We start from the raw sequence: 18,035 nt of genomic DNA on the forward strand, positions 1-18,035 counted from the left end.
CGTTACAGGCGAACCGGTGCACCGTTGGCGACATAATATGCCGCGGTACTCTTCGCCAGCGGCTCGCGCCCGCGAATGGCATCGGCAATTTTCTCGCCAATCATGATGGTGGTGGCGTTCAGGTTGCCGGTGATGATCTGCGGCATAATGGACGCATCCACCACGCGCAATCCTTCCAGCCCATGAACGCGACCTTCGCCGTCGACCACGGCCATTTCGTCATACCCCATCTTACAGGTGCCGCACGGGTGGAAGGCGGTTTCAGCGTGGTTACGCACAAACTCGTCCAGCTGTTCGTCGGTCTGGCACTCAATACCCGGGCTGATTTCCCGTCCACGGTATTTATCCAGCGCCGGCTGGTGCATGATCTCACGGGTGATGCGGATCGCATCGCGAAACTCCTGCCAGTCCTGTTCGTGGGACATATAGTTGAACAGGATCGCCGGATGCTGATGCGGATCGCGTGATTTAATCCGTACATGCCCGCGGCTTGGTGAGCGCATGGAGCCAACGTGACACTGGAAACCGTGCTCTTTGACCGCGTTCGACCCGTTGTAGTTAATGGCGACCGGCAGGAAGTGGTACTGAATATTCGGCCATTCAAACTCTTCGCGGCTGCGGATAAACCCACCGGCTTCAAAGTGGTTGCTCGCTCCCACGCCGGTGCCGCCAAACAGCCACTCCGCGCCAATCTTTGGCTGGTTCCACCACTGCAGGGCAGGGTAGAGAGAGACCGGCTCTTTGCACTCGTACTGCAGGTACATCTCTAAGTGATCCTGCAGGTTTTCACCCACACCCGGGAGGTCATGTACCAGCGGGATGTCAAACTGCTTCAGCAGCTCCGCGTTACCCACGCCGGAGCGTTGCAGGATCTGCGGAGAGGCAATCGCCCCGGCGCACAGCAGCACCTCTTTGCTGGCCGTCGCTTTTGACGGAATCGTGCTCTCGCCTTCCAGCCACTCGACGCCTGTCGCGCGTTTGCCGTCAAAAATAATGTGATCGGTCATGGCATGGGTGCGAATGGTCAGGTTCGGGCGTGATTTCGCCTGATCCAGATAGCCGCGTGCGGTACTGGCGCGACGGCCTTGCGGCGTCACGGTTCTGTCCATCGGGCCGAAGCCTTCCTGCTGATAGCCGTTAAGATCGTCAGTACGCGGGTAGCCCGCCTGCACACCGGCTTCTACCATCGCTTCAAACAGCGGGTTTACGCCGGGTTTAGAGGTGGTCACGCTCACCGGGCCGTCGCCGCCGTGGTAGTCGTTTGGCCCCACGTCACGGGTCTCAGCCTTACGGTAGTAGGGCAGGCAGTTGAGATAGCTCCAGTGTTCCAGACCCGGCTCAGTTGCCCAGTTGTCCAGATCCATCGCGTTACCGCGGATGTAGCACATGCCGTTGATCAGGGATGAGCCGCCCAGCCCTTTGCCGCGACCGCACTCCATACGGCGGTTGTTCATGTGCGGCTCGGGCTCGGTTTCATACGCCCAGTTGTAACGCTTGCCCTGCAAGGGAAACGCCAGCGCGGCAGGCATCTGGGTGCGGAAGTCAAAACGGTAATCCGGGCCGCCCGCTTCAAGCAGCAGAACGGTGGTATTGGGATCTTCCGTCAGTCGTGTTGCCAGTACGTTGCCGGCAGAGCCGGCACCAATAATGATGTAGTCAAATTGCAAAAAAACCTCCCGGTTAAAATATGGACTGGAATTTACCCATCTCAACCTGGATGGACTTCACCTGGGTATAACTCTGGAGCGTCATTACGCCGTTCTCGCGGCCAATGCCGGAGTGTTTGTAGCCACCAACCGGCATCTCTGCCGCGGATTCACCCCAGGTGTTGATCCAGCAGATACCCGCTTCAAGCTGGTGGATCGCGCTGTGCGCGCGGTTCAGGTCGGCAGTCACGATGCCCGCCGCCAGACCGTACTCGGTGTCGTTGGCGCGACGAATCACCTCTTCGTCAGTTTCGTACGTGAGGATGGACATCACCGGCCCGAAGATCTCTTCGCGCACGATGGTCATCTCATCGGTGCAATCGGTGAACACGGTGGGAGCCACCCACGCGCCGTTGTCAAAGCCTTCGCCTTTCAGTACATCGCCACCGCACAGCACACGCGCGCCTTCCTCTTTGCCTTTGGCGATATAGCGCAGCACGTTTTCGCGGTGCGGGAAGCTCACCAGTGGGCCAAAGTTGGTGCGTTCGTCGAACAGATCGCCCGCGCGAATACGTGCCACGCGCTCAACAATTTTCTGCTCAAACGCGGCTTTGAATTTCGCCGGCACGAACACGCGGGTGCCGTTGGTGCATACCTGGCCGGAGCTAAAGAAGTTGGCCATCATGGCGATGTCCGCCGCGAGATCCAGGTCGGCATCGTCGAAAATAACCAGCGGGGATTTCCCGCCCAGCTCCATCGTCACCTCTTTCAGGGACGAGGCCGCCGAATTGGCCATCACTTTTTTGCCGCTGGCAACGCCGCCGGTGAAGGAGACTTTGGCGATACCCGGGTGCTCGGTCAGGAACTGGCCGGTTTCTGCGCCCACGCCCGGCAGAACGTTAAACACGCCATCTGGCAGACCCGCTTCGGTGTAGATTTCGGCAAGCTTCAGGGCGGTGAGGGGCGTCACTTCGCTCGGTTTGAAGATCATCGCGTTACCTGCGGCCAGCGCTGGCGCGGATTTCCACAGGGCGATCTGGATCGGGTAGTTCCACGCGCCAATGCCCGCGACCACGCCCAGCGGTTCACGACGGGTATAGACAAATGAGGTATCGCGCAGGGGGATCTGACTGCCTTCCAGCGCCGGGATCAGCCCTGCGTAGTACTCCAGCACGTCCGCGCCGGTGACGATATCAACGGTGCTGGTTTCTGAGTACGCTTTGCCGGTGTCGAGGGTTTCCAGCTTCGCCAGCTCGTCGTTACGCTCACGAAGAATGTCTACCGCACGGCGCAGAATGCGCGAGCGCTCCATGGCGCTCATTGCCGCCCAGATTTTTTGCCCGCGCTGCGCGCTTTCTACGGCGCGATCGACATCCTCGCGCCCGGCGGCCTGAACGGTCGCCAGGACTTCACCGTTGGCCGGGTTGATGGTCTCGAAGGTGCGACCGCTGGTGGCCGATGTATAACCACCATTGATATAAAGCTGCTGTTCTGCCATTCGGGACATAAATTCTCCTCGGTTAATCGGTCGGTAAATGCTGGCTAATAAAGTGGCTGGTGAGCGACTGGGCCAGGGTTTTATCCAGCGGTTTGCCACTCAGCGCGGCGCGCAGCCACAGCCCGTCAATCAGCGCCGCGAGCCCGTAACCCGCCTCCTGCGCCTGTTCGCGCGGCAGCTCGCGGCGGAACTCATACACCAGGTTCGACAGCAGACGGCGGCTGCTCACCTGCTGCAGACGGTAGAGCATTGGCTGATGCATGCTGCTCGCCCAGAAGGCCAGCCAGGCTTTCATTGCCGCGCCGCTGATCTGGGTTTCATCAAAATTGCCGCCGACAATCGCCTGCAGACGCTGCTCTGCGCTGCCGTGCGGTAAGGCATGCAAGCGGTTCAATACCGCGTCGCGCAGCTGGCCGGTGATGTCGCGCATGGTCGCTTCCAGCAGGCCATTTTTGTCCTTGAAATAGTGACTGATGATCCCCGTGGAAACGCCCGCCCGACGGGCGATCTGCGCGATGGTCGCGTCATGCATTCCCACTTCATTTATTGCTTCCAGCGTGGCGTCGATCAGTTGCCTGCGCCGGATTGGCTGCATCCCCACTTTGGGCATTTTTGCCACTCCATTCATCAGCGTTGGTTAACCATTAAAGCGGTTTTTGATTGGACGTTCAATATAAAATGTGTCTTAATTGTTGCGGTTTTGGATTTCAATAGTTACAAAAACAGTGGGGATACTGGATGACAGATCTTTCGCAAGACAGAGAAAAGGACAAAATCAATCCGGTTGTTTTTTATACATCCGCAGGACTGATTTTGTTGTTTTCCCTGATGACGATCTTCTTTAGCGATTTTTCTGCCGAGTGGATTGGGCGCACCCTGAACTGGGTGTCGAAGACCTTCGGCTGGTACTACTTGCTGGCGGCGACGCTCTATATCGTCTTCGTCGTCTGCATCGCCTGCTCGCGCTTTGGCTCGGTAAAGCTCGGGCCGGAACAGTCAAAACCCGAGTTCAGCCTGCTGAGCTGGGCCGCGATGCTGTTTGCCGCGGGCATTGGTATTGACCTGATGTTCTTCTCCGTGGCGGAACCGGTCACGCAATATATGCAGCCACCGGAAGGGGCGGGGCAGACGATGGAGGCCGCGCGACAGGCGATGGTCTGGACATTGTTCCACTACGGCTTAACCGGCTGGTCGATGTATGCCCTGATGGGGATGGCGCTCGGATACTTTAGCTATCGTTATAATTTACCCCTCACGATCCGCTCCGCGCTCTATCCGATTTTCGGTAAAAAAATTAACGGACCGATTGGACACACCGTGGATATTGCGGCGGTGATTGGCACCATCTTTGGGATCGCCACCACGCTCGGTATCGGCGTGGTGCAGCTCAACTACGGTCTGAGCGTGCTGTTTGATATCCCGGATTCCATGGCGGCCAAAGCGGCGCTGATCGCGCTGTCGGTGATTATCGCTACCATTTCGGTTACCTCCGGCGTGGACAAGGGCATTCGCGTGCTTTCTGAGCTGAACGTCGCGCTGGCGCTGGGGCTGATCCTCTTCGTGCTGTTTATGGGCGATACGTCATTCCTGCTCAATGCGTTAGTGCTGAACGTGGGTGATTACGTGAACCGCTTTATGGGTATGACGTTGAACAGCTTCGCCTTTGACCGCCCGGTCGAGTGGATGAACAACTGGACGTTGTTCTTCTGGGCGTGGTGGGTCGCGTGGTCGCCGTTTGTTGGCCTGTTCCTGGCGCGTATTTCGCGTGGACGCACCATTCGTCAGTTTGTGATGGGCACGCTGATTATCCCATTCACCTTTACGCTGCTGTGGCTGTCGGTGTTCGGCAACAGCGCGCTGCACGAGATCATTCACGGCAATGCGACGTTTGCGCAGGAAGCGATGGTGCATCCGGAGCGGGGGTTCTACAGCCTGCTGGCGCAGTATCCGGCGTTTACCTTTAGCGCCTCTGTTGCGACCATTACCGGTCTGCTGTTTTACGTCACCTCGGCGGATTCCGGCGCGCTGGTTCTGGGGAACTTCACCTCGAAGCTCAAGGACATTAACAGCGATGCTCCCAACTGGCTGCGCATCTTCTGGTCTGTCGCCATTGGCCTGCTGACCCTGGGCATGCTGATGACCAACGGTATTTCTGCCCTGCAGAACACCACGGTGATCATGGGTCTGCCGTTCAGTTTCGTGATCTTCTTCGTGATGGCCGGGCTGTATAAATCTCTCAAGGTGGAAGATTACCGCCGCGTCAGCGCCAGCCGCGACACCGCGCCACGCCCGATGGGTGCGCAGGACAGACTGAGCTGGAAAAAGCGGTTGTCACGTCTGATGAACTATCCGGGCACGCGCTACACCAAACAGATGATGGAAACGGTCTGCTTCCCGGCGATGGAAGAGGTGGCGCAGGAGCTGAAGCTGCGTGGTGCGTATGTTGAACTGAAAAACCTGCCGCCGGACGACGGTGAGACTCTGGGACACCTGGACCTGCTGGTGCATATGGGCGACGAACAAAACTTTGTCTACCAGATTTGGCCACAGCAGTATTCGGTGCCCGGGTTTACCTATCGCGCACGCAGTGGGAAATCAACGTATTACCGCCTTGAGACGTTCCTGCTGGAAGGGAGCCAGGGGAATGACCTGATGGATTACAGTAAGGAACAGGTAATTACGGACATACTGGATCAGTATGAGCGGCACCTGAACTTTATTCACCTCCATCGCGAGGCGCCGGGGAATAGCGTGATGTTCCCGGATGTTTGAGCACTGAATTGAAGTAAAACCGCGGGGCCAGTTCTGGCCCCGTTCTACAACTGCTTATCCTTTACGACTCAGTAGCACTGCTATTTGCCCATTCTTTTTTTATATTTATCTGCCTTATCTGTTTTTATCCGTCATTCCTCAAGCACAAATGCATTAATTCAAAAAGCGATTTACGATAATACTGCTGGTTTTTATAAGGAGATAAAAATGACGAACCCAGCTTACGTGTGGCTTAAAGGCGATGGCGGTGTTGATATTAACGGTTCTCCTGCGGAGCAATAACGGTGACCCGATGAGGACTTTCACCGGTTTTTTCCTGTTTTGCGTACAAATAGTATTTTGGTTTTTCGTTTGCGGCCTGGTATGGGCAGCCTTTTTTCCACTGGACAACATTCAACGTCTGGCAAACGTGTTTAGTATTTACGGCATAGAGGGTGCGCATGATTTTGCTTCGATTCTTGCTCTGTCCGTCTCGGCCATTGGTGCCACTGGGATAACAGTCATTTGCATGAGGTTTTTATTCAGTAAGACGTAACACCCTGCCTTATCTGCGCTGTACCCGCGGCAAGGATTGAAAAGACTGCAGTCTGGCGTGTTGTTCAACGCCGTGATGGTGACTTGCGCGAAGCGGCGGGAAAAGGCGGAAGCAGTGTGATCTGCGTGTTGCCGTCACGCAGCCAAAACAGCGTGAAGGCATCATCTTGCGAAAACCCCGCCAGCGGGCGGGTCAGCGCCAGCGTCAGGGTATTCTCGTCGAGCGCCGTGACGCGGGCACAATCAAAGCCCATCATCGCGTTAACCTGTGAAAACAGCGCCTTAAAGAGGCTCTCTTTGGCGCTAAACGTCAGCGTCAGCGCCTGCGCAAATGGCAGGCCGGTGTGGCGCAGCAGCGAGTCTTCTGCGGGGCCAATAATCCCGTCTTTGATCTCCACCGCTTCGTCATCAGCGAGGATAATTTCCCCGTCGATACCCGTTAGCCCGTGCGGCGTTACAACGGCCAGCGCACGACTGGCCGTATGGCTGATGCTGCCCGTCATGCCGTCAGGCCACAGCGGCTCGCCGCTGCTGCCGATAGCCGGTATGGCCGTAGAGCCATATTCCTGCAGGGCGTGGGCGGCGGCGAGGCGTCCGGCCAGGTGTTCAGCTTTACGTTTGGGGGCAGCGTGAGCAAGCGCGTTGTGGTGAGGAAGCCAGAGGAGGTCTGCGTCGGTAAAGGTGGTGGGATCGAAGGTAATTTGGTGGACCGTGGTTCCGGCAAGACGAAATGTGGAGTGGGTGGTGCGCATGTTTTCTCGTCCTGATGTTGAGGAATAGTGCGGCCTGATGCCTTCACCCCGATCCTCTCCTGCCGGGAGAGGGAGACATTCAGCCCCTCTCCCGGCAGGAGAGGGGAGACACAGCCTGCCTTAGAAGTGCGTGTTCACGCTCATAAACCAGGTTCGGCCCGGCTCATTATAGGTGTATGCACCCGCGCCGTACATATACGCACCGGTTGTGGCGTTGCCGGTGGTCTGGGCATTACCCGCGCGCCACTGGCGTTTATCAAAGACGTTATCCACGCCGCCGGTCAGGCTGACGTTTTTGGTCACGTCCCAGGTCGCACTCAGGCCAACGATGCTGTACGGGCTGACTTCGTCTTTCTCAGACCCGGTCACCGGCTGGCCTTTGTAGTTGTACTTCTTCGGCTGCTGCTTGCCGTACCAGGTGAAGGTCGACTGCAGCGACACATCCTGATGTACCTGCCAGCTCAGGGTTGAGTTCAGCGTGTACTCCGGGATGATCGACAGACGGTCGCCGGTCTCCTTGTTCTTACTTTGCAGCATATAGGTGATGTTGTTGGTCCAGTTGATCGTGTCGCTGACCGGCACGTTCAGGGAGCCTTCCAGACCTTCAACCACCGCTTTAGGCACATTTTCCCACTGGTAAATATCGGTGGTCACTTTACTGGTGGAGGTCTGGCCGACTGGCGCATACCCCGCTTCAATCTTGTTGCGGTAGTCGTTACGGAACCAGGTCACGCCCGCCAGCCAGCCGTCGTGTTTCCACTCCAGACCAATCTCTTTGTTGATGCTGGTTTCGGCTTTCAGGTCGTCGTTACCCATCATGTAGCAACCCACGCCGTCGGAACTGGCGTAGCAGCCCTGGCCTTTGCTGTACAACAGATAGTTCGGGTTGGTCTGGTACAGGCTCGGCGCTTTATAGGCGCGGGCGATACCCATCTTCAGCGTAAAGTCGTCACCCAGGCCTTGCGACAGGTTCAGGGACGGGCTCCAGTTGTTACCGACGATCGTGTGGTGATCGAAGCGCAGCGCCGGGGTCAGCATGGTGCTGTCCGTCAGCTCCATGTTGTTTTCGGCGAACAGGGAGAAGATCTCCGCCGAGGTATACGGGCTACGATCGTTGCTGAGCCCCGGAATGGTCCCGCCCTGCTGGGTTTGCGAGAAGGAGGTCGAGTCCTTCATGCGCTGCTGGTTCCACTCGGTGCCCAGCGTCAGGTTCTGGTTGACGAGAAAATCAATCGGCAGGTTGATTTCGCTGTGCAGCATCACATCAGCCAGGTCGGTGTCGGTGAATTTATTGCTGTTGAATAATCCTTCCGTACCGCCTGCCAGGCCTTCGCCGAGACGCGAATTGCGGGTGTGCTCGTACTGCGCCCAGTTGCTGGTGGTGATGCCATTATCCCAGCCGCCGTTCCAGGTCACCGCAAAGTTCTGGCGATAGATACGATTAGTCTCTTTACCGTAGTTTTTCTTCACCAGACCGCTGGAGCTGTTGTCGTTGTTGGTGTTCTGGGTATCACCCGCGTAGAGGTTGTTCTGGCGGCTGTAGCCCGCTTCAAACTCCAGGGACTGCATGGGCGCGAAGTCCCAGCGGACCACGCCGTTAATGTCTTTGTTCTCGACCCCTTCACGGCCTGCTGGCAGGGTGTCAGCATAGGTACCGGTACGATCGGACTGGTGACCCTGGTTGATGTCCCACGCATCGGCCTGGGTTTTGTCCAGGTTACCAAACATGCGGAAGCTGAAGTCGCCGCCCAGCGGGCCGCTCAGGCTGAAGTTGGTGCGCTTAGTGGAACCCTCATCCTTATGTTCTGGAGCATTCAGATAGGTGTTCCAGGAGCCATGCCACTGGTTGTCGAATTTTTTGGTGATGATGTTCACCACGCCGCCTGCCGCACCGTTGCCGTAGCGAGCTGCGGCCGGGCCACGAATGACCTCAATGCGTTCAATCATCTCTGGCGGTACCCAGCCGGTGTCACCGCGGGTATCTCGCTCGCCGCGCCAGCCCAGACGGATGGAGTTGCGGCTGGTGACCGGCTTGCCGTCGATCAGGATCAGGGTGTTTTCCGGACCCATACCACGAATATCAATCTGACGGTTATTGCCGCGCTGTCCGCTGGTGGAGTTCCCGGTCAGGTTAACGCCAGGCATGGTGCGGATGATTTCGGCCACGTCACGTGCGGGCGGGTTTTTACGGATTTCATCGGCGGTGATGGTCGATACCCCTGGTGCCTGCAGGTTCTGCTCTGCGGCGGTGATCACCATGGTGTCTTCGTGCTGCGCGTTGGCGGTGTTGTCGTCTGCCAGCGCTGGCATCGCAACGCCGTAAATCCCTAAGTTGACCAGCAAGGCCAGGGAGTGAATCTTCTTATTCATTGTACGTCCTGCTTTTCGCGCCGCATCCCCGGGCTCCATTCCCGAAAGGGAGAGGTGGCGGCATGGTGTCACCCGCAGTTTGCGTAAGCAGCCCCGTCCTCGAGCGCACACAACGCGTGGCATGGTTGTTTTATGAGCGCGCTTCCCACAGCGCGGCCACTACGCTATTGCAAATGCAAATAGTTATCAATAATATTATCAATAAAATTTGTCCTGAAACAAAAAAGACTGATAAACATGAGGTTATACGGGTGACGGGGTTAAAAACGGGAAGTGAAGCCTGGTGGCAGTCGAAAAACGGACCCGAATGGACCCGCGAGAAGGGGCACTATCGCGTCACTTTCTGGTGGCGTGATCCGGCAGGAACGCAAAAGACCTCGCCGCTAAAACGCGTCTGGCTCTACATCACCGGCGTGACCGATCACCATCAAAATGCCCGTCCGCAATCCCTTGAGCGCATTCCTGATACTGACGTCTGGCAGTGGCAGGGCGAGTTCACCCCGCAATGGCGCGGCAGCTACTGTTTTATCCCCTCAGTGAACGAAGATGATTTTGCCGACGCGGTCTTCCACGGCGAGCAACCCGATCGTTTGGCGCTGCGTGAAGGCTGGCGAAAGTTGCTCCCCGCGGCGATGGCCGATCCGTTAAATCCGCAAAGCTGGCGCGGTGGGCGCGGGCATCCCGTCTCGGCGCTCGAAATGCCCGAGGCCCCGGTTCAGCCCGGCTGGAACACGCCCGCAACGCCCGGCAACGCGCCCGTCTGCTTTGAATGGGAAAGCGTGCGTCTGAATAACCGCCGCCGGGTGTGGGTTTTCACCACCGGTGAAGACAGCCCGGAGCGGCCGCTTGCCGTACTGCTCGATGGCCAGTTCTGGGCCGAAAGCATGCCCGTGTGGTCTCCGCTGACCGCGCTGACAAACGCGGGCAAACTGCCGCCTGCCGTCTACGTCCTAATCGATGTGATCGACATGGCGCATCGCAATCACGAGTTGCCCTGCAACCCGGATTTCTGGCAGGCGGTGCAGGAGGAACTTCTCCCGCGGGTGAACAGCCGCACTTCGTTCAGCGGCCGCGCCGACCGAACGGTAGTCGCGGGTCAAAGCTTTGGCGGCCTCTCTTCACTTTATGCCGGGCTTAACTGGCCCGAGCGCTTTGGCTGCGTATTAAGCCAGTCCGGCTCCTACTGGTGGCCGCACCGTGGCGGTCAGCAGGACGGGTTGCTCATCGAACAACTTAAAGCGGGCGACCTCACCGCGCGCGGGCTGCGTATCGTTCTTGAGGCCGGGCGCAACGAGCCGCTCATCTTCCGCGCGAATCAGGCGATCTACGCCGAACTGCACCCGCAGCAACCGGTTATCTGGCGTCAGGTTGACGGCGGACACGACGCGCTTTGCTGGCGCGGTGGGCTGACGCAGGGGCTGATGACCCTCTGGCAGCCGCTTATTCACTAACGGAGTCTGTATGGAATTCAGCAACCCTTTCGATAATCCGCAGGGTCAGTTTGCGATTTTGCGTAACGACCAGGGACAGTACAGTCTGTGGCCGCAGCAGTGCCAGCTGCCGGCGGGCTGGCGCGTGGTCTGTGAAGCGCAGTCTCAGGAAGCCTGTCAGCAGTGGCTCGCCGACCACTGGCAAACCCTGCAACCGTCTTATTTTGCGGGAGAGAAAGCATGAACCGTCTTCCCCTTGTCGCCGCCCAGCCGGGTATCTGGATGGCGGAGCAGCTTTCCTCCCTGCCAAACGCCTGGAGCGTGGCGCACTACACCGAGCTGAAGGGCAATATTGACGCACCGCTGCTGGCAAAAGCCATTGTTGAAGGGATGCGGCAGGCCGACACCCTGCGCATGCGTTTTGTGCAAGAGAATGGCGAGGTGTGGCAGTGGGTGGATGACGCTATGTCACTGCCTGAACCGTCCGTGGTTCGCGCCGAATCCCATGACGCGGCGATGGCCCTGATGGCAGCGGATTTAAACCAGAACCTGCGCGTGGACAGCGGTCAGCCGCTGGCGTTCCATCAGCTGATTCAGGTAGGCGAAGGGCACTGGTACTGGTATCAGCGATATCATCATCTGGTGGTGGATGGCTTCAGTTTTCCGGCGATTACCCGCCAGATCGCCGCCATTTATCGCGCATGGCAAAACGGCGAGCCCACGCCCGCGTCGCCGTTTACCCCTTTCGCCGAGGTGGTAGAGGAGTACCAGCGCTATCGCGACAGCGAAGCGTATCAGCGCGACGGGGCGTTCTGGGCGGAGCAGCGTAAGCAGCTTCCTTCCCCGGTCTCGCTGTCGTCGGCACCGCTGCCGGGCCGTGCGGCGACCACCGATATTCTGCGTCTGAAGGTGACGGCTGACCGCCGCGCCTTTACCCGGCTTGCTCAGGCGGCGGGGCCGGTTCAGCGTACCGATCTGGCGCTTGCGCTGGTGGCGCTGTGGATCGGGCGTCTGACCGGACGGCTGGACTACGCCGCCGGGTTTATCTTTATGCGCCGAATGGGGTCGGCGGCCTTAACGGCAACCGGTCCGGTACTGAACGTGCTGCCGCTGGCGGTGAACATTGCCCCGCACGAAAGCCTGCCTGCGCTGGCGCATCGTCTGGCAAATCAGCTGAAAAAAATGCGTCGCCATCAGCGTTATGACGCCGAGCAGATCGTGCGTGACAGCGGACGTGCCGCGGGCGATGACGCGCTGTTTGGCCCGGTACTGAACGTCAAGGTGTTTGATTATCAGCTGGATATGGATGGCGTGGACGCCATCACCCATACGCTGGCCACTGGCCCGGTCAATGACCTTGAACTGGCGCTGTTCCCGGACGAGCAGGGCGGCCTGAGTATTGAAATCCTTGCCAATAAGCAGCGCTACGATGAAGCGACGCTAACGCGCCACGTTGCACGCCTGAACGCCATGCTGATGCAGTTTGCTGCCAACCCGGATTTGCGCTGCGGCGAAGCAGAAACCGTTTCAGAGCAGGAATACCAGCAGCTGGCGCGTATCAATGATACCGGGCTGGCGCTACCGTCAACCACGCTGGCTCAGCTGGTGGCAGACCAGGCGGATAAAACGCCGGATGCCCCCGCGCTTGCTGATGCGCACATCGAACTGAATTACCGCCAGATGCGCGAGCAGGTGGTGGCTCTTGCGACATTACTGCGGGAACGCGGCGTTAAGCCTGGCGACAGCGTGGCGGTAGCCCTGCCGCGCTCGGTGTTTCTTACCCTGGCGCTGCACGGTATCGTGGAGGCGGGTGCCGCGTGGTTGCCGCTGGATACCGGTTACCCGGACGATCGTCTGCGCATGATGCTGGAGGACGCGAAACCGTCCCTGCTGATCGCCTCTGACGATCAGCTTTTGCGCTTTAGCGATCTGCCGGTCCCTGTATTGAGTTACAACACACTATTACCTCCTGCGGGCAGTGAACCGCTGCGGCTGGCAAAGCCGGCGCACACGGCGTACATCATCTTTACCTCAGGCTCAACGGGACGGCCAAAAGGCGTGATGGTAGGGCATACCGCCATCGTTAATCGCCTGATGTGGATGCAGGATCACTATCCGCTGGACGCGCATGACGTGGTGGCGCAAAAGACGCCGTGCAGTTTTGACGTCTCGGTCTGGGAGTTCTGGTGGCCCTTTATCGCCGGCGCGAAGCTGGTGATGGCCGAGCCGGACGCGCACCGCGATCCGCAGGCGATGCAGAACTTCTTCGCGCATTATGGCGTGACCACGACACACTTTGTGCCGTCGATGCTGGCGGCATTCGTTGCCTCGCTGACGCCGGAAAATGCCGACTGCTGTCAGACCCTGAAGCAGGTGTTTTGCAGCGGGGAAGCGCTGCCGACAGAACTGTGTCGGGAGTGGGAGCACCTTACTCATGTCCCGTTGCATAACCTTTATGGTCCAACGGAAGCGGCGGTGGACGTGAGCTGGTATCCGGCGTCGGGTCCGGAACTGGCGGCGGTGGCGGGCAACAGCGTGCCGATTGGCTTCCCGGTGTGGAATACGGGGCTGCGCATTCTGGATGCGATGATGCGTCCGGTGCCGTTCGGCGTGGCCGGTGATCTCTATCTTACCGGGATCCAGCTTGCGCAGGGGTATCTCGGTCGGCCGGACCTGACCGCCAGCCGCTTCATTGCCGATCCCTTTGCACCTGGCGAGCGGATGTACCGCACCGGCGACGTGGCGCGCTGGCTGGATAACGGCGCGGTGGAATATCTGGGCCGCAGTGACGATCAGCTGAAAATTCGTGGTCAGCGTATCGAGCTCGGCGAAATCGATCGTGCGATGCTTTCGCTGCCTGACGTGGCGCAGGCCGTAGCGCACGCGTGCGTGTTTAATCAGGCGGCGGCAACCGGGGGCGATGCCCGACAACTGGTAGGGTATGTCGTCTCCGGGTCCGGCTTGCCGCTGGACCGCGATGCGCTGCTGCACTCGCTTAAAGATCAATTGCCGCCCCATATGGTGCCGGTGGTGCTGCTGCAAATCAGCGCGCTGCCGCTCTCTGCCAACGGAAAGCTTGACCGCAAGGCGCTTCCGTTGCCGGAATTGACCCGCAAGACGTCCGGGCGGGCGCCAGAAACAGACGCTGAAGTGGCCGTCGCGCAGGCATTTTCTGCCCTGCTCGGCTGTGAGGTGAACGACATCGAGGCCGATTTCTTCGCCCTCGGCGGTCATTCCCTGCTGGCGATGCGCCTGGCCGCGCAGCTCAGCCGTACGTTTGCCCGCAGGGTCACGCCGGGGCAGATTATGGTGGCCTCAACGGTCAGCATGCTCAGCGCGTTGCTGGATTCATCGATGAATGACGAACAGGCACAGCGTCTGGGCTACGAGACCCTTCTGCCGCTGCGTGAAAGCAACGGTCCGACGCTGTTCTGCTTTCATCCGGCATCCGGCTTTGCCTGGCAGTTTAGCGTGCTGGCGCGCTATCTCAGCTCGCGCTGGTCAATCACCGGCATTCAGTCGCCGCGTCCGGAAGGGCCGATGCAGCAGTGCGCTACGCTGGACGAGGTGATCGAACAGCATCTGCAGACGCTGCGCGCGCAACAGCCGCAGGGGCCGTATTATCTGTTCGGCTACTCGCTTGGCGGCACGCTGGCGCAGGGCATTGCGGCCCGTCTGCGCGAGCAGGGTGACGCGGTGGCGTTTCTCGGCTTGCTGGATACCTGGCCGCCGGAAACCCAGAACTGGGCAGAGAAAGAGGCCCATGGTCTCGATCCGGACGTACTGGCAGAAATCGAACGCGAGCGTCAGGCGTTTATCGCCGCGCAGCAGGGGCAAGGCTCTGGCGAGCTCTTTAACGCCATCGAAGGGAATTACGCCGATGCCGTCCGCCTTCTGACAACGGCGCACAGTTCACGGTTCGACGGTAAAGCGACGTTGTTTGTTGCCGGGCGCACGCAAACGCTGGATCCGCAGCAGGCCTGGGCGCCGTGGGTGGGGGAACTGGAGGTTTACAGCCAGGATTGCGCCCACGTGGATATCATTTCACCGCAGGCGTTTGAGACAATAGGACCGGTGCTGAAGGCGATATTGGGGTAGCGGTTTCCCCTCACTCTCACCCTCTCTTCCAGGAGAGGGTGAGGGCATCAGACTGCACGCTTGCCCAACGGCACCACCAGCGGCGTACCGGCCACGGGATCGTCGATAATTATGCAGCGCATGCCGTAGATCTGCGCGATCAGATCCGGCGTCACAATCTCTTTTGGCGCACCCTGCGCCACAATTTCGCCGTCGCGCAACGCAATCAAATGTGTGGCATAGCGGCATGCCTGATTTAAATCATGCAGCACGGCCGCCAGCGTATAGCCCTGCGTGCGGTTCAGCTCGCTCAACAACTCCAGCAGATCGATCTGATGGCTGATATCCAGCCATGTGGTTGGCTCGTCCAGCAGCATGATGGCGGTTTCCTGCGCCAGCACCATCGCAATCCACGCCCGCTGGCGCTGTCCGCCGGAGAGCGTATCCACGCTTTGCCGGGCCAGATCGGTAATGCCCGTCGCCTGCATCGCCCGCTTCACCGCCTCATCATCCTCTTTACGCCAGCGAGTAAACAGCGGCTGATGCGGATAGCGCCCGCGCGAGACCAGTTCCTGCACCGTGATATCCCCAGGCGTGGTGGCGTTTTGCGCCAGCAGGCCAATACGGCGCGCCACCTCTTTGCTGGCAAAGCGCTGGATATGCTCGCCGTCGAGATACACGCAGCCCTCAACCGGCGTCATCAGGCGGCTGAGGGTGCGCAGCAGGGTCGATTTACCGCAGCCGTTCGGGCCGATAATCGCCGTAAAATGGCCGTCCGGGATAGCCACCGTCAGGTCACGGGCAATGATTTTTTTGCCATAGCCGAGGGTTAAGTGTTCGCCGCGCAAGCGGGTTGTACTGTTTGTCATTTCTTGCGTGACTCCTGAACTAACAAGACGATGAGATAAATCCCGCCGAGACTGACGGTCACGACGCCTACCGGAAGTTGATAAGGCATAAATAACCGCTGGGCGCAGAGGTCGGCGGCCAGCAGTAACGCTGCGCCACACAGCGCCGCCTGGGTTAATCCCCAGCGCGCCGTGCCGCTGATGCGCCGGGCAATGTGCGGTGCAACCAGCGCGATAAACGAGATCGGCCCGGCGATGGCGGTGGCGGCAGCGGTCAGTAACACCGCCACCAGCATCAGCATCAGGCGCGAGCGCTCAACGCCCACGCCCAGCGCGCAGGCGCTGTCATCGCCCATCTCCAGCAGGCGCATCCGGCGTACCAGCAACACCGCGCCAATAAACATCACCAGGATCAGCGGGGCAGCGGGCCAGGTTTTGCCCCACGTCAGGCCATTGAGCGAACCGGCATACCACAGCCCGGCAGAGAGCGCGGTGTCGAGCGAAGCCTGCAGCAATAGCCAGGTGTTGAAAGCCATTAACATGGCGCGAATGCCGATACCGATAATGATCAGGCGGAAGGTGTCGATACCGTTGCGCCAGGCCAGCGCCCAGATAATGAGCGCGGTGACTATCCCGCCGGTCATCGCGGTGAACGTGATGGCCGTCAGGTGCTGACCAAACAGTACCATCGCCACCAGCACGCCGCTCCAGGCGCCGGTGTTCAGCCCCATCACGTCCGGGCTGCCAAGCGGGTTGCGCATCAACGACTGAAAAATGGCACCGCTGACGCCGAGCGCCGCGCCCACCAGAATCGCCATCGCCACGCGCGGCAGTCGCCACTCGGTGACCACCAGGGTGACATTGCGCGGCGCACTGCCAAGCAGCGCGTTAAAAACCTGCGCGAAATCGAGCGTGACCGCGCCGCTGCGCAGGCTCCAGACCGCCAGCATCAGAATGACGACGGCCAGCAACGACACGCTGGTGACTAAACGTCGGGACGGGGCCATCATGCGCCACCTCCGCGTTTACGTCGCACGAGGAAGATCAGCACCGGTGCACCGATAAATGCGCTTACCACCGAGACGCGCAGTTCACCAGGCACCAGCAGGCGACCCACAACATCCGCGAACAGCAGCAGGGCAGGGGTAGCAAGCAGCGTGACCGGCAGCGACCAGCGGTGATCGGCACCCACCAGCCAGCGTGCCATGTGGGGCATCATCAGGCCGATAAACGCTATTGGGCCGACTACCGCAGTTGCGCTGCCGCACAGTACGGTGATCGCGACAAGACCCGTTAGCTGCGTGCGCGCCACGCGGTTGCCGAGCGCGATTGCGGTGTCGCTCCCGAGGCTCAGGCTGTTGAGCGCACGGCTTAAACACAGCGCGACGGCGGCGGCAATGACGACCGGGATCACCACCACTTTTAAGGTTGCCAGGGTGCGGATATCCAGCGAACCGGCCTGCCAGAAGCGCAGCTGGTCGTAAACATCCGGGTTAAGCAGGGCGATGCCGTTGGATAACCCTTCCAGCACGGCGGCAAGCGCCACGCCCGCCAGCGTCAGGCGTACCGGACTCAGCTGTCCGCCACCCTGGCTACCGGTAAACGCCACCACCAGCGACGCCGCCAGCGCGCCGCAGAAGGCCATCACCAGTTGTTCAGACGGAGAGGTAAAACCGAAGAGCGCCGCGCCAAGCACGATCGCAAAGCTGGCACCGCTGTTTACCCCAAGAATACCGGGGTCGGCCAGCGGGTTACGGGTGAGCGTTTGCATTAAGGCACCGGCAAGACCCAGCGCCCCCCCGGCCAGCAGTCCGGCAAGGGTACGGGGAAGGCGGGCATCGAGCACGATGGTGCAGTCGGCGCTCTGACAGCTGCCAGTGAGCGCATCGACAATAACGGACGCGGGCAGCGGCTTCGCGCCGACCAGCAAACTGAGTGCAATCGCAAGGATTAACAGTAGCAATAACACGGGCACGGCAATGGCGCGCACCGCGGAAGAGGAAAACGACATAGCAACATCCATGATTTGATAATGATAGTGATTATCGTTATCTATCTTATTTGGCTATGTTAGCATGTGCGCCAATGGAATTGGTAGAAATACACTC

At 59.5% G+C, this 18,035-nt stretch carries 12 protein-coding genes; 4 read left to right on the plus strand and 8 right to left on the minus strand.

What is annotated here, in order from left to right:
* Positions 1-2: 2 nt before the first annotated feature.
* The 3 genes from betA to betI are packed head-to-tail and all read right to left on the minus strand — an operon-like array spanning position 3 to position 3,754.
* Positions 3-1,667, minus strand: coding sequence for a choline dehydrogenase (gene betA / locus QMG44_RS02135; protein ID WP_020885039.1), 1,665 nt, complete (start codon positions 1,665-1,667; stop codon positions 3-5).
* 13 nt (positions 1,668-1,680) lie between these two features.
* Positions 1,681-3,153 carry a betaine-aldehyde dehydrogenase gene (betB, locus tag QMG44_RS02140; protein WP_086532816.1) on the minus strand — a complete coding sequence of 491 codons (1,473 nt, stop codon included), beginning with the start codon at positions 3,151-3,153 and terminating at the stop codon, positions 1,681-1,683.
* A 13-nt stretch (positions 3,154-3,166) separates the two neighbouring features.
* Complete coding sequence (betI, locus tag QMG44_RS02145; protein ID WP_020885037.1) at positions 3,167-3,754, minus strand: transcriptional regulator BetI; 588 nt, start codon at positions 3,752-3,754, stop codon at positions 3,167-3,169.
* 128 nt (positions 3,755-3,882) lie between these two features.
* Here betI and betT point away from each other — a divergent pair, with 128 nt between their 5' ends.
* Positions 3,883-5,916 (plus strand): choline BCCT transporter BetT, encoded by a 2,034-nt coding sequence (gene betT / locus QMG44_RS02150; protein ID WP_014169058.1) that lies wholly within the window; start codon positions 3,883-3,885, stop codon positions 5,914-5,916.
* Between the two features lie 599 nt (positions 5,917-6,515).
* Here the strand turns inward: betT and entD are convergent.
* The gene (entD, locus tag QMG44_RS02155; RefSeq protein ID WP_086532815.1) at positions 6,516-7,202 is read right to left on the minus strand and encodes an enterobactin synthase subunit EntD; all 687 of its coding nucleotides are present in this window, start codon (positions 7,200-7,202) and stop codon (positions 6,516-6,518) included.
* Between the two features lie 120 nt (positions 7,203-7,322).
* Positions 7,323-9,572, minus strand: coding sequence for a TonB-dependent siderophore receptor (locus QMG44_RS02160; protein WP_020885035.1), 2,250 nt, complete (start codon positions 9,570-9,572; stop codon positions 7,323-7,325).
* A gap of 251 nt (positions 9,573-9,823) precedes the next feature.
* Here QMG44_RS02160 and fes point away from each other — a divergent pair, with 251 nt between their 5' ends.
* Genes fes through entF form a run of 3 tightly spaced genes read left to right on the plus strand, consistent with a single transcriptional unit; the run spans position 9,824 to position 15,100 of the window.
* On the plus strand, positions 9,824-11,023 hold the full coding sequence (gene fes, locus QMG44_RS02165) for an enterochelin esterase (RefSeq protein WP_049023503.1): 1,200 nt from the start codon (positions 9,824-9,826) through the stop codon (positions 11,021-11,023).
* Between the two features lie 10 nt (positions 11,024-11,033).
* Positions 11,034-11,246, plus strand: coding sequence for an MbtH family NRPS accessory protein (locus QMG44_RS02170; RefSeq protein ID WP_014169063.1), 213 nt, complete (start codon positions 11,034-11,036; stop codon positions 11,244-11,246).
* Entirely contained in the window at positions 11,243-15,100 is a 3,858-nt protein-coding gene (gene entF, locus QMG44_RS02175) for an enterobactin non-ribosomal peptide synthetase EntF (protein ID WP_232937277.1), read from the plus strand. Before QMG44_RS02170 ends, entF begins: the two co-directional genes overlap by 4 nt.
* A gap of 47 nt (positions 15,101-15,147) precedes the next feature.
* Here the strand turns inward: entF and fepC are convergent, their stop codons facing one another.
* From fepC to fepD, 3 genes are read right to left on the minus strand one after another with little or no spacing between them, the layout of a single operon-like run.
* A complete protein-coding gene (fepC, locus tag QMG44_RS02180; protein ID WP_086532814.1) occupies positions 15,148-15,948 on the minus strand; it encodes an iron-enterobactin ABC transporter ATP-binding protein in 801 nt (266 codons plus the stop codon).
* Positions 15,945-16,934 (minus strand): iron-enterobactin ABC transporter permease, encoded by a 990-nt coding sequence (gene fepG, locus QMG44_RS02185; protein ID WP_025204701.1) that lies wholly within the window; start codon positions 16,932-16,934, stop codon positions 15,945-15,947. The genes fepC and fepG overlap by 4 nt, the downstream gene beginning before the upstream one ends.
* Positions 16,934-17,938, minus strand: coding sequence for a Fe(3+)-siderophore ABC transporter permease (gene fepD, locus QMG44_RS02190; protein ID WP_086532813.1), 1,005 nt, complete (start codon positions 17,936-17,938; stop codon positions 16,934-16,936). The genes fepG and fepD overlap by 1 nt, the downstream gene beginning before the upstream one ends.
* Positions 17,939-18,035 lie beyond the last annotated feature (97 nt).

Source organism: Enterobacter sp. 200527-13, assembly GCF_027924865.1.
GTDB classification, from domain to species: Bacteria; Pseudomonadota; Gammaproteobacteria; order Enterobacterales; family Enterobacteriaceae; genus Enterobacter; species Enterobacter ludwigii.

What these genes read in the sequence shown, in the direction of transcription:
- betB (WP_086532816.1), bottom strand. Translation starts at nt 3,153, where the DNA reads ATGTCCCGAATGGCAGAACAGCAGCTTTATATCAATGGTGGTTATACA.
- betI (WP_020885037.1), bottom strand. Translation starts at nt 3,754, where the DNA reads ATGCCCAAAGTGGGGATGCAGCCAATCCGGCGCAGGCAACTGATCGAC.
- betT (WP_014169058.1), top strand. Translation starts at nt 3,883, where the DNA reads ATGACAGATCTTTCGCAAGACAGAGAAAAGGACAAAATCAATCCGGTT.
- entD (WP_086532815.1), bottom strand. Translation starts at nt 7,202, where the DNA reads ATGCGCACCACCCACTCCACATTTCGTCTTGCCGGAACCACGGTCCAC.
- QMG44_RS02160 (WP_020885035.1), bottom strand. Translation starts at nt 9,572, where the DNA reads ATGAATAAGAAGATTCACTCCCTGGCCTTGCTGGTCAACTTAGGGATT.
- QMG44_RS02170 (WP_014169063.1), top strand. Translation starts at nt 11,034, where the DNA reads ATGGAATTCAGCAACCCTTTCGATAATCCGCAGGGTCAGTTTGCGATT.
- entF (WP_232937277.1), top strand. Translation starts at nt 11,243, where the DNA reads ATGAACCGTCTTCCCCTTGTCGCCGCCCAGCCGGGTATCTGGATGGCG.
- fepC (WP_086532814.1), bottom strand. Translation starts at nt 15,948, where the DNA reads ATGACAAACAGTACAACCCGCTTGCGCGGCGAACACTTAACCCTCGGC.
- fepG (WP_025204701.1), bottom strand. Translation starts at nt 16,934, where the DNA reads ATGGCCCCGTCCCGACGTTTAGTCACCAGCGTGTCGTTGCTGGCCGTC.
- fepD (WP_086532813.1), bottom strand. Translation starts at nt 17,938, where the DNA reads ATGTCGTTTTCCTCTTCCGCGGTGCGCGCCATTGCCGTGCCCGTGTTA.